Source organism: Halomonas sp. NYA30 (genome assembly GCF_976980765.1).
Genome location: NZ_OZ334477.1, coordinates 3072799 through 3089940 on the forward strand (window position 1 = coordinate 3072799; position 17142 = coordinate 3089940).

Annotated in this window: 16 protein-coding genes, 3 tRNA genes and 1 pseudogene; 6 read left to right on the forward strand and 14 right to left on the reverse strand. The window is 53.0% G+C overall.

All coding sequences use genetic code 11. The annotated features are described in order from the left end of the window. Nucleotides 1–186: 186 nt before the first annotated feature. A complete protein-coding gene (gene hemH, locus ACWI0H_RS14315; protein WP_485873765.1) occupies nt 187–1266 on the reverse strand; it encodes a ferrochelatase in 1080 nt (359 codons plus the stop codon). A 143-nt stretch (nt 1267–1409) separates the two neighbouring features. On the opposite strand from hemH, the pseudogene ACWI0H_RS14320 reads away from it, so the two are divergent. Both ACWI0H_RS14320 and ACWI0H_RS14325 read left to right on the forward strand, forming a co-directional pair. Further along, a pseudogene (locus ACWI0H_RS14320) lies at nt 1410–2995 on the forward strand (cryptochrome/photolyase family protein). Between the two features lie 9 nt (nt 2996–3004). Beyond that, nucleotides 3005–3403 (forward strand): thiol-disulfide oxidoreductase DCC family protein, encoded by a 399-nt coding sequence (locus ACWI0H_RS14325; RefSeq protein ID WP_176302031.1) that lies wholly within the window; start codon nt 3005–3007, stop codon nt 3401–3403. 37 nt (nt 3404–3440) lie between these two features. Here ACWI0H_RS14325 and ACWI0H_RS14330 read toward each other — a convergent pair whose 3' ends face one another. The 9 genes from ACWI0H_RS14330 to rnr form a co-directional block, all read right to left on the reverse strand. Then, on the reverse strand, nt 3441–3743 hold the full coding sequence (locus tag ACWI0H_RS14330; RefSeq protein WP_008958985.1) for a DUF6482 family protein: 303 nt from the start codon (nt 3741–3743) through the stop codon (nt 3441–3443). A 243-nt stretch (nt 3744–3986) separates the two neighbouring features. Next, a complete protein-coding gene (locus tag ACWI0H_RS14335) occupies nt 3987–4280 on the reverse strand; it encodes a hypothetical protein (protein ID WP_008958984.1) in 294 nt (97 codons plus the stop codon). Between the two features lie 137 nt (nt 4281–4417). Further along, entirely contained in the window at nt 4418–5806 is a 1389-nt protein-coding gene (gene dnaB, locus ACWI0H_RS14340) for a replicative DNA helicase (RefSeq protein WP_485873766.1), read from the reverse strand. A gap of 257 nt (nt 5807–6063) precedes the next feature. Then, nucleotides 6064–6510 (reverse strand): 50S ribosomal protein L9, encoded by a 447-nt coding sequence (gene rplI / locus ACWI0H_RS14345; protein ID WP_035584127.1) that lies wholly within the window; start codon nt 6508–6510, stop codon nt 6064–6066. 15 nt (nt 6511–6525) lie between these two features. Then, nucleotides 6526–7377 (reverse strand): hypothetical protein, encoded by an 852-nt coding sequence (locus ACWI0H_RS14350; RefSeq protein WP_176302066.1) that lies wholly within the window; start codon nt 7375–7377, stop codon nt 6526–6528. A gap of 12 nt (nt 7378–7389) precedes the next feature. Next, nucleotides 7390–7617, reverse strand: coding sequence for a 30S ribosomal protein S18 (rpsR, locus tag ACWI0H_RS14355; RefSeq protein WP_008958980.1), 228 nt, complete (start codon nt 7615–7617; stop codon nt 7390–7392). Nucleotides 7618–7650: 33 nt separating this feature from the next. After that, nucleotides 7651–8028 (reverse strand): 30S ribosomal protein S6, encoded by a 378-nt coding sequence (rpsF, locus tag ACWI0H_RS14360; protein ID WP_007113338.1) that lies wholly within the window; start codon nt 8026–8028, stop codon nt 7651–7653. Between the two features lie 222 nt (nt 8029–8250). Next, nucleotides 8251–9060: a 23S rRNA (guanosine(2251)-2'-O)-methyltransferase RlmB gene (rlmB, locus tag ACWI0H_RS14365; protein WP_485873767.1), complete on the reverse strand. Its 810-nt coding sequence runs from the start codon at nt 9058–9060 to the stop codon at nt 8251–8253. A gap of 2 nt (nt 9061–9062) precedes the next feature. After that, nucleotides 9063–11483: a ribonuclease R gene (gene rnr / locus ACWI0H_RS14370; protein WP_485876236.1), complete on the reverse strand. Its 2421-nt coding sequence runs from the start codon at nt 11481–11483 to the stop codon at nt 9063–9065. Nucleotides 11484–11732: 249 nt separating this feature from the next. On the opposite strand from rnr, the gene ACWI0H_RS14375 reads away from it, so the two are divergent. From ACWI0H_RS14375 to ACWI0H_RS14385, 3 genes are all read left to right on the forward strand, one after another. Continuing rightward, a tRNA-Leu gene (locus tag ACWI0H_RS14375) sits at nt 11733–11819 on the forward strand. 95 nt (nt 11820–11914) lie between these two features. Beyond that, nucleotides 11915–12001: transfer RNA gene (locus ACWI0H_RS14380), tRNA-Leu, on the forward strand. Nucleotides 12002–12045: 44 nt separating this feature from the next. Then, a tRNA-Leu gene (locus ACWI0H_RS14385) sits at nt 12046–12132 on the forward strand. 124 nt (nt 12133–12256) lie between these two features. Here ACWI0H_RS14385 and ACWI0H_RS14390 read toward each other — a convergent pair. Both ACWI0H_RS14390 and ACWI0H_RS14395 read right to left on the reverse strand, forming a co-directional pair. Beyond that, the gene (locus ACWI0H_RS14390; protein WP_485876238.1) at nt 12257–13117 is read right to left on the reverse strand and encodes a DNA/RNA non-specific endonuclease; all 861 of its coding nucleotides are present in this window, start codon (nt 13115–13117) and stop codon (nt 12257–12259) included. 89 nt (nt 13118–13206) lie between these two features. After that, nucleotides 13207–13482 carry an Lrp/AsnC family transcriptional regulator gene (locus tag ACWI0H_RS14395; protein WP_008958975.1) on the reverse strand — a complete coding sequence of 92 codons (276 nt, stop codon included), beginning with the start codon at nt 13480–13482 and terminating at the stop codon, nt 13207–13209. Between the two features lie 265 nt (nt 13483–13747). Here ACWI0H_RS14395 and ACWI0H_RS14400 point away from each other — a divergent pair, with 265 nt between their 5' ends. Next, nucleotides 13748–14062: a high-potential iron-sulfur protein gene (locus ACWI0H_RS14400; RefSeq protein ID WP_008958974.1), complete on the forward strand. Its 315-nt coding sequence runs from the start codon at nt 13748–13750 to the stop codon at nt 14060–14062. A gap of 112 nt (nt 14063–14174) precedes the next feature. On the opposite strand, the gene ACWI0H_RS14405 is transcribed toward ACWI0H_RS14400, so the two are convergent. Together ACWI0H_RS14405 and ACWI0H_RS14410 are read right to left on the reverse strand one after the other, a co-directional pair. Continuing rightward, complete coding sequence (locus ACWI0H_RS14405) at nt 14175–15746, reverse strand: SpoVR family protein (RefSeq protein WP_350359379.1); 1572 nt, start codon at nt 15744–15746, stop codon at nt 14175–14177. Nucleotides 15747–15799: 53 nt separating this feature from the next. After that, the gene (locus ACWI0H_RS14410) at nt 15800–17086 is read right to left on the reverse strand and encodes a YeaH/YhbH family protein (protein ID WP_101147802.1); all 1287 of its coding nucleotides are present in this window, start codon (nt 17084–17086) and stop codon (nt 15800–15802) included. Nucleotides 17087–17142: the final 56 nt, after the last annotated feature.

The window sequence follows — 17142 nt, forward strand, 5'->3', positions numbered from 1 at the left end:
TACCCAGGCATCATGCCCTGTCACTGGCATGCCAGCGTTGAAGTAGTGTGATTCTAAAGTTGTACACCTTATAACAGATGGTTTTGACTGACCAGTCAAACGCTTAAACGCAAACAGCCGCTGGCGAACAAAAACTCGTCTGCGGCTGTTGTCAAGAAATGACTATAGCAAATAAGGTGTTACACGTTAGGCAATAGACAACCAACCCGCTAATTCATTATTGATAACTCTTAGTAGCGCTTCGATATGGTCGTCGCGATCATTCAGGCAAGGAATGTAGCTAAACGTCTCTCCGCCCGCTTCCATAAAGCTATCGCGAATCTCCTCTTCAATCTCTTCCAGGGTTTCGACACAATCTGACGAGAAAGCCGGCGACATAATCGCAATATGTTTATGCCCCTGCTTGGCAAGCTCCGCTACATGCTTGACGGTTTGCGGGCCAACCCACTTTTCAGGGCCAAACTGTGACTGGAAGGCGGTATCGACCTCCTCTTTGCTGAAACCAAGCTTCTCACGCAGCAAACGAGTGGTTTTCTGGCACTGGCAGTGGTAAGGGTCTCCCTCCATCAAGTAACGCTCGGGCACCCCATGGTAGCTCGCGACAAGCTTGGTGGGCCGGGTCGCAAAACCGTCATAGGCTTCTTGTACCGAGTTAGCCAACGCCTGAACATAGGCAGGATGGTCGAAATACGCGGGCACTGTGCGAATGTATGGCTGCCACTTCATTTTCATCAACGTACGAAATGCTTCGTCGTTAGCCGTTGCCGTTGTAGGAGAACCGTACTGAGGGTAGAGGGGAAAAAAAACGATTTTTTCACAGCCCTTCTCCTTCAATCGCGTCAACACGCTTTTGGTAGAAGGGTTGCCGTAGCGCATGCAGAAGTCGACTTCGACATCGTCACCATAGAGTGCTTTCAGCCGCGCCGTCATTTTTTCGGTTTGAGCACGCGTGGTGGTTAACAGCGGGCTTTCGTTTTTTTCGTTATTCCAAATACTACGATACGCCTTACCTGACGAAAACGGACGCTTCGTCAAAATAATCAACTGCAGCAGTGGTTGCCATTTCCAACCGGCATAGTCGACCACGCGCTTATCAGACAGGAACTCATTCAAGTAGCGACGCATTGACCAGTAGTCGGTGGCATCCGGTGTTCCCAAGTTAGCGAGCACAACACCGACTTTGGCACGCGGCACCGGCGGGTGATCACTAGGTGCATGGGCCAACCGGCCCTCGCCCGGTTGATCCTTGACGACATTCTCGGTCATTACACTTGCTCCTGGAAAATAACGGTGTCACTGATCACTAATACAATTTATGAATACCAGAGGGCCAAATCCTATCACTTTTCGGCAAAGTGGCGGCATAAAGTTATACTATTGACATCATTTGTATAACTACAGGCCAACTCATGTCTAAGCCTCTGCTTCTGGTGCTCGGCGACCAGCTCTCTTTTTCACTGACAACGCTGCAAGAGGCGCCAACCAATGCGGTCGTTGCTCTGTGCGAAGTCGCTGAAGAAGCACGCTATGTGCCTCATCATATTCAAAAAATCGGCCTCTTTTTGGCCGCCATGCGTCACTTTGCGCAGGCTCTACGTGATAAAGGTTTCCAAGTCCATTACAGCGCCCTGGATGATGCGGACAACTGCCACTCCCTTATTGAAGAAGCCGAACGTATAGCCACTCAGTATGGCTGCGACGAGATACGCGTTGCACGGCCTGGGGAGTGGCGACTGTGGGAGACGATGCAGCAGCGTGAAGACGCCACAATTCCCTGGCGACTTCTCGAAGATGAGCGCTTTTTCACGACGCCCAACGATTTTAGCCAGTGGGCAAGTGGTCGCAAGCAGTTAAGACTTGAGTATTTTTACCGTGAACAGCGTAAGCGTACTGGATTTCTGATGGAGGGCGATGAGCCTGCTGGCGGCAAGTGGAATTTTGACCATGACAATCGCCAGCCCATCAAGTCAGCGCTTGAGTTTCCTGAGCTGCCACAACACCGTCAGGACAAGCTGACCCAAGACGCTCTGGCCGATGCCGAACGCCACTTTAGTGATCATATGGGCACACTGACGAACTTTAACCTTCCGGTGACCCGGAAGCAGGCATTAGTGGATCTGAAGCACTTTATGCAGCATGGATTGGCTCAGTTTGGCCGCTATCAGGATGCGATTAGCGATTCCGCGCCCTATTTGTATCACTCACGGCTTTCAGCCGCGATGAACATCGGCCTGCTGTCGCCCCATGAGGTTTGCGAAGCCGCGGAGCAGTGTTATTACGCAGGGGATGCCCCGATTAATGCGGTTGAAGGATTTATCCGTCAAATTCTTGGCTGGCGCGAGTATGTACGTGGGCTCTACTGGACACAGATGCCCAGTTATAAAAGCGCCAACCAACTCGGCTTTACGCGCGAACTGCCGAATTTTTATTGGGACGCGAATACCGATATGCGCTGCCTGCAGCGCGCTATTCAGATGACCATCGACAATAGCTACGCTCACCATATTCAACGACTCATGGTCACTGGCAACTTTGCCCTCCTCTGTGGCGTCAAACCGGAAGCTCTGTGCGATTGGTACTTAGCGGTTTATGCCGATGCCAGCGAGTGGGTAGAGCTACCCAATACCTTGGGCATGGTACTCCATGCCGATGGTGGCTTAATGGGCTCCAAGCCTTACTGCGCCTCGGGTAAATATATCGACAAAATGTCGGATCACTGCCAGCACTGCCGCTACTCGCCAAAGCAGGTCACCGGACCTAACGCCTGCCCTTTCAACAGCCTTTACTGGCATTTCCTTGAAACTAATGCGGAGCGATTAAATAAAAATCCGCGCATGAAATTAATCTACGGCTCCCTTGGGCGCATGAACGATGAGAAGCGTGAGGCTATTCGCCAGCAGGCCGAACACTTTTAGCACAACTGGAAACATCGCCGGGCTACGGGCAAACCTGCCACACCGCTGGCTATGCAATATCCACAACCGAACGCCAATAAGGAATAACGATGAGCCGCTACTCACCACTGAAGGCATCGCCCCCTGTCACACTGTTTCATGACGGCCACTGCCCTTTTTGTCAGCAAGAAGTCGCATGGCTTAAAAAGCATCGTCACCAGGAACTCATCGCACTGGTAGATATCCAGGCCAGTGACTTTAACGCTCAGGCGTACGGGCAGGAATTTAATGCGATGATGGGCCAACTACATCTAAAAGATAGCCAAGGAGAGTGGTATATCGGGATGGATGCCAGCCGTGCCCTTTATGCAGTGTTGGGCTACCGGCGGCTGGTAAAGATTTCATGCTTACCGGGTGTACGCGGCGTGATGAATGCCGGTTACCGTTATTTTGCCCGTCGTCGAATACGAATCGGGCGGTGGTGGGAAAAGCGTAAAGCTAAGGGTTAACGATTTATACGTGAAGCGTTTGGGTTAGCGCGTAAACTTAAAATACTAACGGCATACGCGATGTAAGCGGCTCGCTGTAATGAGCGTCACGACCAATTACTTCATCGTGCGGCACGTGCTGTACTAAGTAAGCGCGGTGAATGCCAGCCCGTTTGAGTTCCATATAGGCATCATCCAGCGAGCGAAATAGCATTGGCTTAGAACGCTGCATCAGCATATGGCGCTCGCCTTCAACATCTTCCAGCTCAACCTGATAAAAACGGCTACCCGAATGGGTAATCACGCGAATTTCAAAGTTGTCGTGGCTGGCGACAAACTGCTTAAGATCCTTCAGTTCCATGGTTCCCTCCTGTTATTTGTCTATGTCATCAAGTATGCCATCAGATATGGCATCAGGGCACAGCATGACTGCACCCTATGACGTTTCTGTTGCCCTGTTGTTGCAGTGTTGTGACGTCCATTAAAAGATAGACTCACAATAGTGGGTTATTCAACAACTGATTTCTTAACCACTAATTTTCAACTGCATTCGAGGGCAATAGCGCAAGAGAGTTCCTGACCGAAGCGTCAAGAAGTCGTTATTTTACTGGTATTCAGAAGGGTCGATGGCTTTGCCAAGTGAATTACGGTCAATCCAGTTGCCGCCTTTGGTCTCTTTGTAGCGAAACACGACCTTATCCCCCACCTTAACGGGCAGCTCTCCATCTTCGGTTTGATAGCTATACTTTTCTCCCTCCACGACCAAATGGTAGCGATAAAGGTCTGGCATACCTAGCCACTCTTTGAAAGGCCCTTCACGCTCCAGTGCTTCAAGCTCACCGCGACCTTCTAGCTTAGGAAGACGCTGCCGATTACCGCGTCGAAATCCACCTGCCATTTGCTACTCCCGTTTATTTGCATATCGTGGGTGGGGCATTATACGAGCTCGCTCCCCATCCTCAAGTGACTCATCACAAAGCTATCTTTACTAGCCGGTCTTCACAAACCAGTCTTAAAAACCAGGCTTAAAAAAACCTAGTCGCCGAATGCTTGACCGTAGCTATCCGGGGCCAAATCTTCAAAGCGAGTATATTTACCGATAAACGCCATGTGAACGGTGCCGATCGGGCCGTTACGCTGCTTACCAATAATTAACTCCGCGATACCTTGGTTATCAGGGTTATCTGGATTATAGACTTCATCGCGATAAACGAAGGCAATCACGTCCGCGTCCTGCTCAATGGCGCCCGACTCACGCAAATCCGACATAACAGGACGCTTGTTGGGACGCTGCTCCAACGAACGGTTCAACTGGGAAAGTGCCACTACTGGACAATTAAACTCTTTCGCCAAGCCCTTCAATGAGCGCGAAATCTCGGAAATTTCACCGGTGCGGTTTTCGCTAAAGCCGGGGATCTGCATTAATTGAAGGTAATCGATCATCACCAGTGCAATATTGCCATGCTCACGCACCACCCGGCGCAACCGTGAGCGCATCTCATTAGGCGATAAGGCCGCGGTATCATCAATAAACAGCTGTTTGTCTTTGAGCAGGTTGACGGCGGAGGTTAAGCGCGGCCAATCCTCATCTTCCAACTGCCCGGTACGTACACGGGTTTGGTCAATTCTACCCAGCGATGACAGCATCCTCAGCATCAGGGACTCGGCGGGCATCTCCATAGAGAACACCATGACCGGCTTGTCGCTGGAAATAACCGCATGCTCAACTAGGTTCATCGCGAAGGTGGTTTTACCCATGGAGGGTCGACCTGCAATCACCACCATATCCGATGGCTGAAGACCAGTGGTCATCTCGTCCAGGTCACGGAAACCGGTGGAAAGCCCGGTCATCTCACCTTTCAGGTTAAACAGCTCATCAATGCGATCAACGGCCTTGGTCAATAGATCACTCATGCCGATAGGACCGCCAGTCTTAGGACGCTCCTCGGCAATCTGGAACACTAACCTTTCAGCTTCATTGAGCAATTCATCCGCTGGGCGCCCTTGAGGGGAAAAAGCGCTATCAGCGATTTGGTTAGCTGCACGGATCAATTTACGCAGCGTTGCCCGCTCACGCACGATATCAGCGTAGGCGCGAATATTACTGGCAGAGGGCGTGTTACGTGCAAGCTCGGCCAAAAAGGCCAGACCACCGACCGTATCCAAATGATCACGCGCTTCTAACGCCTCGGATAGCGTCACCACGTCCAATGGCTGACCTGACTCAGCCAGATGAATCATCACATTGAACACTAAACGGTGCTCATAGCGGTAGAAATCATCAGCCACCAAGCGCTCTGAGATGTTATCCCAGGCTTGGTTATCCAGCATTAGCCCGCCTAATACCGACTGCTCCGCCTCCAGAGAGTGCGGCGGCAGTTTTAGCGCTGCCGTTTCTTTATCAGCAGAAGGCTGGTCCTGCATAGCGAGCTCCTTTAAACACTACAGCGTAGCCGATGAAGAGGGGTATCTTAGCCGGAGCGAAAGCGTTCGACCACTGGCATCACACCCATCTAGACATTGTCTGAAAACGCCTAACCGTCATAGCCCAGGCAGGTTTATGACAATATCCAGTACGACCACCGAAAAACACAGGCACCAGAAATAACAAAAGGCGCGGGGGTACCCGCGCCTTTTGAGGCGTACGTGCTAGCACAGTGAGCGTCTAAGTAATTACTTAGTTACTCTGCAACTACCACTACGCGTACAACCGCATCCACTTCAGCGTGCAAGTGAATAGCGATGTCGTATTCGCCAGTTTGACGAATCGGACCCGTCGGCATGCGCACTTCGCTCTTGGCAACATCTATGCCAGCAGAGGAAATGGCGTCAGCCAGGTCACGCGGACCAATAGAACCAAACAGCTTGCCTTCGTCGCCTGCTTTGGAAACCAAAGACAGTTCGATGTCGTTCAACTGCTCAGCGCGCGCTTCGGCTTCTGCCTTGCGCTCAGCGGCTTGCGCTTCGAGCTCAGCACGCTGTGCTTCAAACGCTTCGATGTTGTCTTTGGTGGCCGGTACGGCTAAGCCGTAAGGCACCAAGTAGTTACGACCATAACCAGGCTTAACGGTGACTTTGTCACCCAGGCCGCCCAGCTTACCAATGTTGTCGAGCAGAATGACTTCCATCTCGTAAACCTCTTGTCAGTTGCTGCGGGCAAGGCGTGCGCGAACGTTCGCGAATGTATCAATCAGCCCCAACAGCAGCACAATGAGAATCGTGGGCCAGGTCGTGATCAGCAGCACATAAAATGCTACCAGCCACAGCCCGTTCATCCCCTTTATTCCAATAAACCCATGCACTAACGCAACGCCAGCTACCAACAGCGGAATCCAACCAAGCATCGCCAGCGCGTGTGCGCCCAGCAGCATACCTATCACTCCAATGACGACCAATACGGCCAGCTCCTTGGGTGTTAAGCGTAATGCATGAAACTCTTCGCGAAAGCCACCTGGGTTATACAACCCAGCTTGCCAGCTACGCGCAAGCGCTAAACACACTATTGCTGCCAACAGTACGACGAGCCCGGTAACCCCACCCACCACTAGCGCGGCGATGGTTTGGGTATCGTAGCCCTGATTGGCGAATTCCGTGAGCATGCGGTCCACTTCTTCTGAACCTTCCCGCAACTGCTCAAGCATTAACTCTGTGCCGCCTGGTGGGCTGAAGATGCCAAGTTGAACCATGACAGCGGCGACCAAGGTCCCCACAATCAACGTTTCACCCCAACGCATCCTCTCGCGCAGGATAACAGCCATCAGCGTTACCAGCAGTATGCTAGCAAGCGGAATGACGTCTCCCTGTGCCCACCACCAGCCAGCCGGCAGTGCTGCAGCGACAATGACTGGCAGCGCAGGTGCAAAACCTTTGCGTAGAGTCACCAACGCTGCGATGGCTGCCCCTAACCAGAACAGCCAAGGCACTAGCGTTGCCAGGGCCGCCCCGCCTGCAGCGTAAGGCGTGCCCCGCATCAGCCATCGGGCTAGTGCCAGCATCACGTTAAACGCTTACTGGTGGCTATCGGAGTAGGGCAGCAGTGCCAGATAACGCGAGCGCTTGATAGCAGTCGCCAACTGACGCTGATAGCGTGCTTTGGTGCCGGTAATACGGCTTGGAACGATCTTGCCGGTTTCGGTGATGTAAGCCTTCAGCGTGTCCAGATCTTTGTAATCGATCTGCTTGATGCCTTCAGCGGTGAAGCGGCAAAACTTACGGCGACGGAAAAAACGTGCCATGGACTAGCTCCTTAAAACGTGCAGTGAATAAAATCAGGCAGTTTCTTCTTCTTCAGCGCGCGGTTTTTCTTCGCGACGCGGACGTTTTTCTTCTGCCGGTTTCATCATCGGAGAAGCTTCAGTAACAGCTTCTTTGCAGCGAACAACCAGGCTGCGGATAATGGCGTCGTTGTAACGGAAGATGTTCTCGATCTCGTCGAGGGTCTCGCCGCTACATTCAACGTTCATCAGCACGTAGTGGGCTTTGTGGATCTTGTTGATCGGGTAAGCCAAGTGACGACGGCCCCAATCTTCTAGACGGTGCACAGTGCCGCTGTTTTCGGTAACGATGCTGGTGTAGCGCTCGACCATAGCCGGCACCTGCTCGCTTTGATCCGGGTGGACCATAAACACGATTTCGTAATGACGCATGGGATCTCCTTGCGGTTTGACAGCTTCCGTTGTGTGCTACCGCTAAACGCAATAAACGACGACAAGGAAGCAAGGAGTTAACTGAAGTGCTCCGCCACCGCATTAAACGGCTACCGGGGCATCAAACAGAACTTTTATTTCAACGACTGTTTCAATTACTAATTCTCACAGCTAACGCCCGCTTGCAGACAAACGGGCGCGTGTATCTTAGTAGTACGGCGGTTAACTTGCAAGCTGACGCTGACGAACAGCCTCAAACAGGCAGATACCGGTGGCCACCGAGACATTAAGACTCGACACTTCTCCTGCCATGGGCAGTTTGGCAAGATTGTCGCACGCTTCCCGAGTTAAACGGCGCATCCCCTTACCTTCGGCGCCCATCACCAGCGCCGTCGGGCCGGTCATATCGATCTCAAACACACTCTGCTCGGCTTCGCCTGCCGTGCCGGTGATCCAGACGCCGGCGTCTTTAAGTTTAGCGAGGGTGCGCGCCAAATTGGTCACTTGATAGACCGGTACCACTTCGGCTGCCCCACAGGCGACTTTGCGCACCGTGGCATTAAGCGGAGCGGCTTTATCTTTCGCTACAATCACCCCGTGAGCGCCCGCCGCATCAGCACTGCGCAGGCAAGCGCCAAAATTATGCACGTCGGTCACACCGTCCAGAATAAGAAACAGTGGAGAGACCGGTGCTTGCCAGGCGCGTAGCTTCAACCACAGCGACTCTTCACCCTCTGGCACCAGTGGCGGACAAAACGCCACTACTCCCTGGTGGGCAGCCCCCTGGGTCATTTGATCCAACAAGTCACGCGGCTGCTCTTTCACGCGAGCACCTTGGCCCTGGGCATGAGCAACCAGCTCTTTCAAACGACTCCCTGCCCCCTGCTGCACCCACAGCTCCCGGGGCGCTTCGCCTCTGTCTAATAGGCTTTGCAGGGCATGAACGCCATATACCTGATCCAGGCCATCTGGCGTCTTGGGGCCCGTACCCGAATGGCTACGCGAACCTCGCCGAGGTGGTGCCGTTTTCATGCTCAACCCTTATTCGGTGATGGTTTGCGCGGGCCGTTACGGGTGCGCCGGGGACCGCGACGAGCCGCGGGCTTCTCACCACCGGCTGCCTTACTACCCGCTGCCTTGGCGCCACCACCCGTTTTGGCACCAGAACCGCCTTCCCCACCGCGACTCTTACGGGGCTGACGGCGGGGGCGCGGCTTCTCATCGCCCAAGCCAAAGTCAATCTTACGATCGTCCATATCGACCCGCGCCACTTGAACGGTAAGGCCATCGCCCAAGCGGTAAGTGGTGCCGGTACGCTCACCTTTCAGGCGGTGCTTCTCAGCTTCGTAGTGATAGTAATCCGAAGGCAGCGACGTCACATGCACCAAGCCTTCCACAAAGAACTCATCCAGACGAACAAAGAGACCGAACTGAGTGACCGAAGCGATAGTACCTTCGAACATTTCGCCCAGCTTGTCGGACATGAACTCGCACTTCAGCCAGCTCTCGACATCACGGGTGGCTTCGTCGGCGCGACGCTCCGTCATCGAGCAGTGTTCACCCAGCTCGAGCATCTGCTCGAAGGTATATGGGCACCACTTGCTCGGCGGCTCAACCGGCGAACCTTCCACACGCAGCACCGTATTGGTCTGGCGCGGACCGCGAATCACCGAACGAATAGCGCGATGCACCAGCAGGTCAGGATAGCGGCGGATCGGCGAGGTAAAGTGGGCGTAGGCCTGGTAGGCCAACCCAAAGTGACCTTCGTTTTGCGGAGAGTAGACCGCCTGATTCATTGAGCGCAGCATGACCGTCTGAATGATATCGAAGTCAGGGCGGTCGGCAATCGATTCACGAAGTGCCTGATAGTCTTGCGGAGTGGGCATGTCGCCGCCGCCGACTGCAAGACCTAACTCGTTCAGGAACAGGCGCAGTTTATCAAGCCGCTCAGGTGTCGGCCGTTCGTGAATACGGTAAAGCGCCGGCAGGTCATGCTTATCCAGGAAGCGTGCAGTCGCCACGTTGGCTGCCAACATGCACTCCTCAATTAATTTGTGCGCGTTGTTTCGGCTACGCGGAACGATTTTCTCGATTTTACGCTCATCATTAAAGATGATCGCCGTTTCAGTGGTGTCAAAATCGATCGCACCACGTTCAGCGCGCGCTTCACGCAACAAGTAGTAAAGCTCTTCCAGATTCTTCAGCGGCTTTACTAGCTCGCTGTGCTCTGTCCGTAGCGCCTCGCCCTCTTCGCTCTTCTCATCAAGAATTGCCGCCACCTTGTTATAGGTAAGGCGAGCGTGAGAGTTCATGACGGCTTCGTAGAAGCGGTAGCGGCTAATCGCACCGGTTTGCGAAATATTCATCTCGCACACCAGCACCAGACGATCCACGTGGGGATTCAGCGAACAGAGCCCGTTGGACAATAGTTCCGGCAGCATGGGAACCACTTGACCAGGGAAGTAGACCGAGTTACCCCGCGTGCGGCCTTCATTATCCAACGGCGTGCCGGGACGCACATAGTGGGAAACGTCCGCGATCGCGACGAGCAGTTTCCAACTGCCGGATTTCGTTTTCCACGCGCACACCGCATCATCGAAGTCTTTGGCAGACTCATCGTCGATGGTAACCAGCGGTATATCACGCAGGTCAACGCGGTGCTGCTTGTCTTCTTCCAGCACTTCAGCTGAAATGCCAGAAATTTGGTCGAGCACTTCAGGCGGAAACTCTGCAGGAATATCGTAACTGCGAATCGCAATATCAATTTCCATGCCGGGATCCATACGCTCACCCAACACTTCAATCACCTCGCCTACCGGCTGTACACGGGTGGCTGGCTGCTGAACGATCTTGGCCGAGATCACCTGGCCATCTTTAGCGCCACCACAGGCGCTATGCGGAATAATCACTTCCTGAGTAATGCGCGGATTTTCCGGTATTAGAATGCCAAACTCAGGGGTATTGCTACGGTAAACACCAACGATGGTTTGGGTGTTACGTGCAATCACTTCGGCAATCGTCGCCTCATCACGGCCACGGCGATCACGACCGCTAACGCGTGCCAACACATGGTCGCCGTGAAAAACACGTCGCATTTGGCGCGGCGGCAATACCAAGTCCGGCTTTTTGCCATCATCCCGCAAGAGGAAGCCAAATCCATCGCGGTGCCCCAGCACTTTGCCTTTGATCAGATCGAGCTTGTCGATTAACGCATAGGCGCCCCGACGATCACGCAGCACTTGCCCATCGCGCTCCATCGCCGCCAAACGGCGACGGACAGCTTCGATCAGCTCTTCGTCTTCCAGACCCAGCAGGCGGCTCATATTTTCATGGGTAATCGGCTTGCCATACGTTTCTAAGGCAGCGAGCAAATACTCCCGGCTCGGCGCTGGATTACCATATTTATGCGCCTCGCGCTCGGCGTGCGGATCATCACTTAACGTCCAATACTTCATACGAGCAACATCCTTGATGGCGTCATTTGCGAGAGGCATAAAAAAAGCGCATACGCAGTGCGTTGCGGGCGGGATATTTCAGTGTTTGAAAAGCTGAAATGAATAGGATTTTGTTTAGTCATAGGCGCAGTATAGCGCTGCACGTTCAATCACCCAACCGTCTTAGACGTTGTTTATACAATTAGCTTTATAAAAAGCGCATAAGGGGTCTTGCATTTAACCATCACCCCGGTATTATACGCGCCACTTGCCCAGATGGCGGAATTGGTAGACGCGCTAGCTTCAGGTGCTAGTGTCCGTATGGACGTGGAGGTTCAAGTCCTCTTCTGGGCACCAAACTGCTTTTATACTATCTTTTTGTATACGCAGTTCAGTGCTAAGCAAGTAAAGGCAATAAGCCAGTCAACGTAAGTAGCAACAAGTTTGTGTTCGCCCAGGTGGCGGAATTGGTAGACGCGCTAGCTTCAGGTGCTAGTGTCTGTATGGACGTGGAGGTTCAAGTCCTCTCCTGGGCACCATATGAGCACAAACGATAGTAGATAATTTAAGCGTTAGATGATGCGCCCAGGTGGCGGAATTGGTAGACGCGCTAGCTTCAGGTGCTAGTGTCCGTATGGACGTGGAGGTTCAAGTCCTCTCCTGGGCACCATGAGTTACATGGGCCAGTCCGCATCATTATTTGTTTTCCTCTTTTAATCCTCTCCGTTTTACTCGCTTTTCTTAAAGCACCGCACCTTTCTCAAGTACCGTACCTTTCTAAAAGCACCTCCTCTTTACTGAAAGCGCCCTGGGCGTCGCGCCACTTCTTCAAGTGCCCAACCCTGTACTCGCAACTCCCCTTCCAGCACAGACTCTACTTCCGTCGTTAACTCTGGGAAGAAGTTAAGTCCCGTGCGCGTTTCTATATCATCAATCGTTACCAAGTAATCATCCAGCGGCTCATTTCCGCGGACATCCTGAGGCATGATAAACGCAAGCGCTAACGGTGCTTCGTTGTGCGGCGCGACAATAATTTTATAAAACGCCGAGGGCACTTCGACCAGCCCTACTCGATTAAACACGTTATCCATAAAGCGTTCGGGAAATACCGGCCCAGTAATCACCTGCAAACGATCAAAGCGCGGCGCAAAGTGATCCATAACGACTTCTTCTAAACGCTGCCACAGCTGCCGATTGAGTTGGGGCCGCTGCGGGGTCATATTACTCATCAAGAAGGTATCGACCTGAGCGCTACGTCCATGCACCGCGGCAATCGCGTAATTGGGCGCCAGATGGCCTCGGTCGTAACCACTGCCTGCGTAGCTATCCGTGCCTACCGGCCACAGTGTGCGCCAATCAGCTTGAAAATTTGGCCGGGAACCAATGCTTGAATCGTCTACCGCCTCAACCTGATAGCTTACCCAGAGCGGATTAACCCGCACATCAGACCAGCCAACTAAATAGCCGTCGTTGCGCAATACACGGTGAATCGTAGTAGGACGAAACTCCTCCCAGGTAGGCACTCCCATCCACGTATAAGCATCTTTATGCTGGCGCTCTTGAAATTCCCACAGCCCCGTACCAACAGCAACAAACAGCACGGCAATACCCAAGCGTCGCCCCTGCCGACGCCAGCTCGAAAGCGATGTTCCCAACACTCTTACTCCCTGGTTAGCGCTGACGAGCGCCTATCGTTTTATCTCGCTTAAAGCTACTACCATCGTGGCGATAAACGCGGCCCCAATTACCAGCCTAGTGAAAACATCGTTTCAAGATCGTGGCGGGAGTGCACCTGCATGGCATTCAGGGTTTCTGTATCGCTGATACCTTCTACGGCATTTAAGCGCTCCGTTACCAGCTCAGCCAAGCTTTCAAAATCGCGAGTACGGGCAATCGCCACCAAGTCGTAGCGGCCACAGGTAGAATAAACTTCACTAATGCCTTCTACATCAGCTAAGCGCTCGGCCACGGCTTTCACTTGGCCTTTATCGGTATTGATTAAAATGACTGCGTTTTGCATGGCGTGCCCCTCAAGAGAAAATAATGGCAACAAAAAGTCGTCTTTAAGCTGCGCAGAGTATAGCAGCGACTAGGAAGCGAGCGCAGCACCCAGCAATAGCGTGACCAATTGTCGCTGTACATCTCACGGCATTCGCACAAGCTTTGCACATCCGCTAGCATGTAAGAGAGAACTCCGACTTATAAGTTTATTCGGAGCACTAATAGAGGTGGATCACCACCCGACAACCGTGACCAACGTCATACCGTGACGATAAGGAGAAATCATGGCTAATAAGAGCCGTCGTGACTTCATGCGCAACAGCATGTTAGGGCTCGCTGCCCTTCCGCTGGGTGCAGGCATTCTTTCCAAGACTGCTTTCGCTCAAGAGCTGCCGCGTCTTGATCCTTCCTCAAGCAACGCCCAAGCGCTTAACTACGTCGAAGACGCCAGTGAAGCAAGCGACCACCCTGCTTATGAAGAGGGCGAGCGCTGCGATAACTGCATGTTCTTCAATGCAGAGACACAAGGTTGCCAGCTGTTTCCTGAGAACAGCGTTGAGCCTGCGGGCTGGTGTCAGTCTTGGACTGCACAAGCCTAAACAGCTGCCGTTTAACGCGGATACTGCTGTACTAACAACTACCCCGCGCTTTGCGCGGGGTAGTTGTTTTTAAAGGGTTGTTTTGAGAAAGCCGATTTTCACCGAAGAGCGCTTAAGAAGCATGGCTCTCATCTTCAACCGGCCAGTGAAAACGTCGCGTCACTTGCCCCTCCTCCATTGAGACCAGATGTACGGGGAAACCCCATAGCTGCTGTAAATGGCGAATGACCGGATAAACGCTGCGCCCCAGCGGGCGGCGATTATCCTGCACGTGATGAAGCGTCAAAGAGCGGTCCCCACGAATCGCTGCCTCGACCACTTGAATATTGGGCTCGCGAACAGAGAGCGCATACTGCGTCGCGAGCGCTTCACGAACCTGACGATAGCCCTGTTCGTTATGTATCGCCGCTACTTCAAGGGCCTCTAACTGATCATCATCCACCACTAAAAACAGCTTATGGTCGCGCATCACCTTCGGCGACAGAAACTGCTGAATAAACGACTCGTCCTTAAAGTTGCGCATCGCAAACTCCACCGTTTCCCGCCACGGGGTACCCGCCACATCTGGAAACCACTCACGATCCTCGTCGGTAGGGTTTTCGCAGATGCGCTTGATATCCATAAAAATCGCGAAACCAAGCGCATAAGGGTTAATCCCACTAAAGTGAGGGCTATCAAAGGCTGGCTGATTAATTACAGCGGCGTGAGACTGCAAAAACTCCAGCATCAGCCCTTCATCGACATTGCCGTCGTCGTAGAGTCGATTCATTAACGTGTAGTGCCAGAAGCACGCCCAGCCCTCATTCATCACCTGCGTTTGCCGCTGGGGATAAAAATACTGCGCCAGCTTGCGCACAATTCGCACAATCTCACGCTGCCAAGGCGCCAGCAACGGGGCGTTTTTCTCAATAAAGTAGAGCAGATTTTCCTGCGGCTCTGAAGGGTAAAGCCCGCCGCTATGTAAGCCTAACGGGTCATCGCCATTGGCATTGTGCAAACTACCCGGCAGCGAAGACTCCCCAGTGGGTGGTTCGGGAATGGTTCGCCAGAGCATATTAACCTGGGTTTGTAGATAGGCTTCCCGCTCATCCTGGCGCTTCGCTTCCTCTTCTGCAGAAATCGGTGAGGGGCGTTTGTAGCGGTCAACACCGTAGTTTTGCAGCGCATGGCAAGCATCCAGCAGCTGCTCGACAGCCTGCACGCCGTGGCGCTCTTCGCACTGGGCGATATACTTACGTGCAAACACCAAGTAATCGACAATAGAAGAGGCATCCGTCCAAGTACGGAACAGGTAGTTACCTTTAAAAAAGGAGTTATGACCGTAGCAGGCGTGGGCCATCACCAACACCTGCATCATCAGCGTGTTCTCTTCCATCAAGTAGGCTATACAAGGGTCAGAGTTAATGACCAGCTCATAAGCCAGGCCCATCTGGCCGCGCTTGTAAGCCCCCTCAACGGCTAGAAACTGCTTTCCGAATGACCAGTGGTGGTAGCCCACCGGCATGCCCACGCTGGCGTAGGCATCCATCATCTGCTCCGTGGTGATCACTTCTATCTGATTGGGATAAGTATCCAGACGATACTCATCAGCGAGCCTTGCCAGCTCCGCATCGAAGCGCTCCAGCAGGTTGAAGTTCCAATCGGAGCCGGTGGCAATCGGCTTGCGCTTGCGGGTCGCACTCATAGCCCACTCCTCTATTACACGGTCATACGGTCACTAGCCTCTATACACGGTCACTAAGACTGACTTAAGCGACGCTTGAACAGTTCGCGAAAGACCGGATAAATATCGCCCGCCTCTATAATTTGCCGCATGGCAAAGCGTTCGGGAAATTCTTTGACCACACTTGCATACTCATGCCACAGCGATTGATGGTCGTGAGGCGTAATCTCAACGTAAGCGTAGTATTGCAACTGTGGCATTAGCTGTTTGATCAGCAAGTCGCGGCAAATATTCGAGTCGTCATCCCAATTATCGCCATCGGAGGCTTGGGCCACATATAAATTCCACTGCCCCACTGGATAACGCTTTTCAATGATCTTATTGACCAGATTCAGCGCACTAGAAACAATCGTACCGCCGGTTTCGCGTGAGTAAAAAAACTCCTCCTCGCTAACTTCCCGAGCAGCGGTGTGGTGACGCACAAACACCAGTTCGACTTTTTCGTAGTGTTTCTCCAAAAACAGGTACAACAGTAAGAAAAAGCGCTTAGCGATATCTTTATGGTTCTGGGTCATCGACCCCGAAACGTCCATGACACAAAACATGACCGCTTGATTAGAAGGCTGCGGCTGGGCGCTTAACTGGTGGTAGCGCAGGTCATAGGTATCAATGAACGGCACGCCAGCAATACGTTTTTCCAGGCGTTCGATTTCAGTTTTCAGCTCGGCAATACGGGCCGGATTACGCAATACCGGGTCTTTACGCTCTTCGGCTTCCAGGGCCTCATGAGCTTCCTTAAGCGCCCGTTTAATCGGCGCGCGCATGGCAATGCGCCGAGCGTAGGCTTCGCGCATCGAACGGGTAATGCTGATCCGGGAAGGCACGCCATCTTTAGACAATCCCGCCCGCACCATTTTGACCTCTTCCAGCGACTTCAACGGTTTGCGCTGCAAGTGGGGTAACTCAAGCCCGTCAAACACAAACTCCAGAAACTCCTCGCGGCTGAGGGTGAAGGCGAACTCATCCACCCCTTCCCCCTGATTAGAGGCGCCGCCTTCCCCCGCACCACTGCCACCGCCCTGCCCGCTAGGCCGTCGTATTTTGTCGCCCGCTACAAACTCCTTGTTGCCTGGCGAGACGATATTGCGTGCCCCGCCCGGGCCATGCTGAAACACTGGCTCAGAGATATCCTTCGCCGGAATAGATATTTTTTCACCGCGCTCCATATCAGTAATGGAGCGGCGATTAACGGCCTCTTCAACCGAACGCTTGATATGCTTGCGATAGCGCTCTAAAAAGCGCTGACGGTTCACCGCGCTTTTATGTTTAGCGTTAGGCCTTCGATCAATAAAGTAGGTCATACGACCTCCTTAGACGCTTTTCTTAAGCACTGTTTTAACAACAGCCCTTAACTATC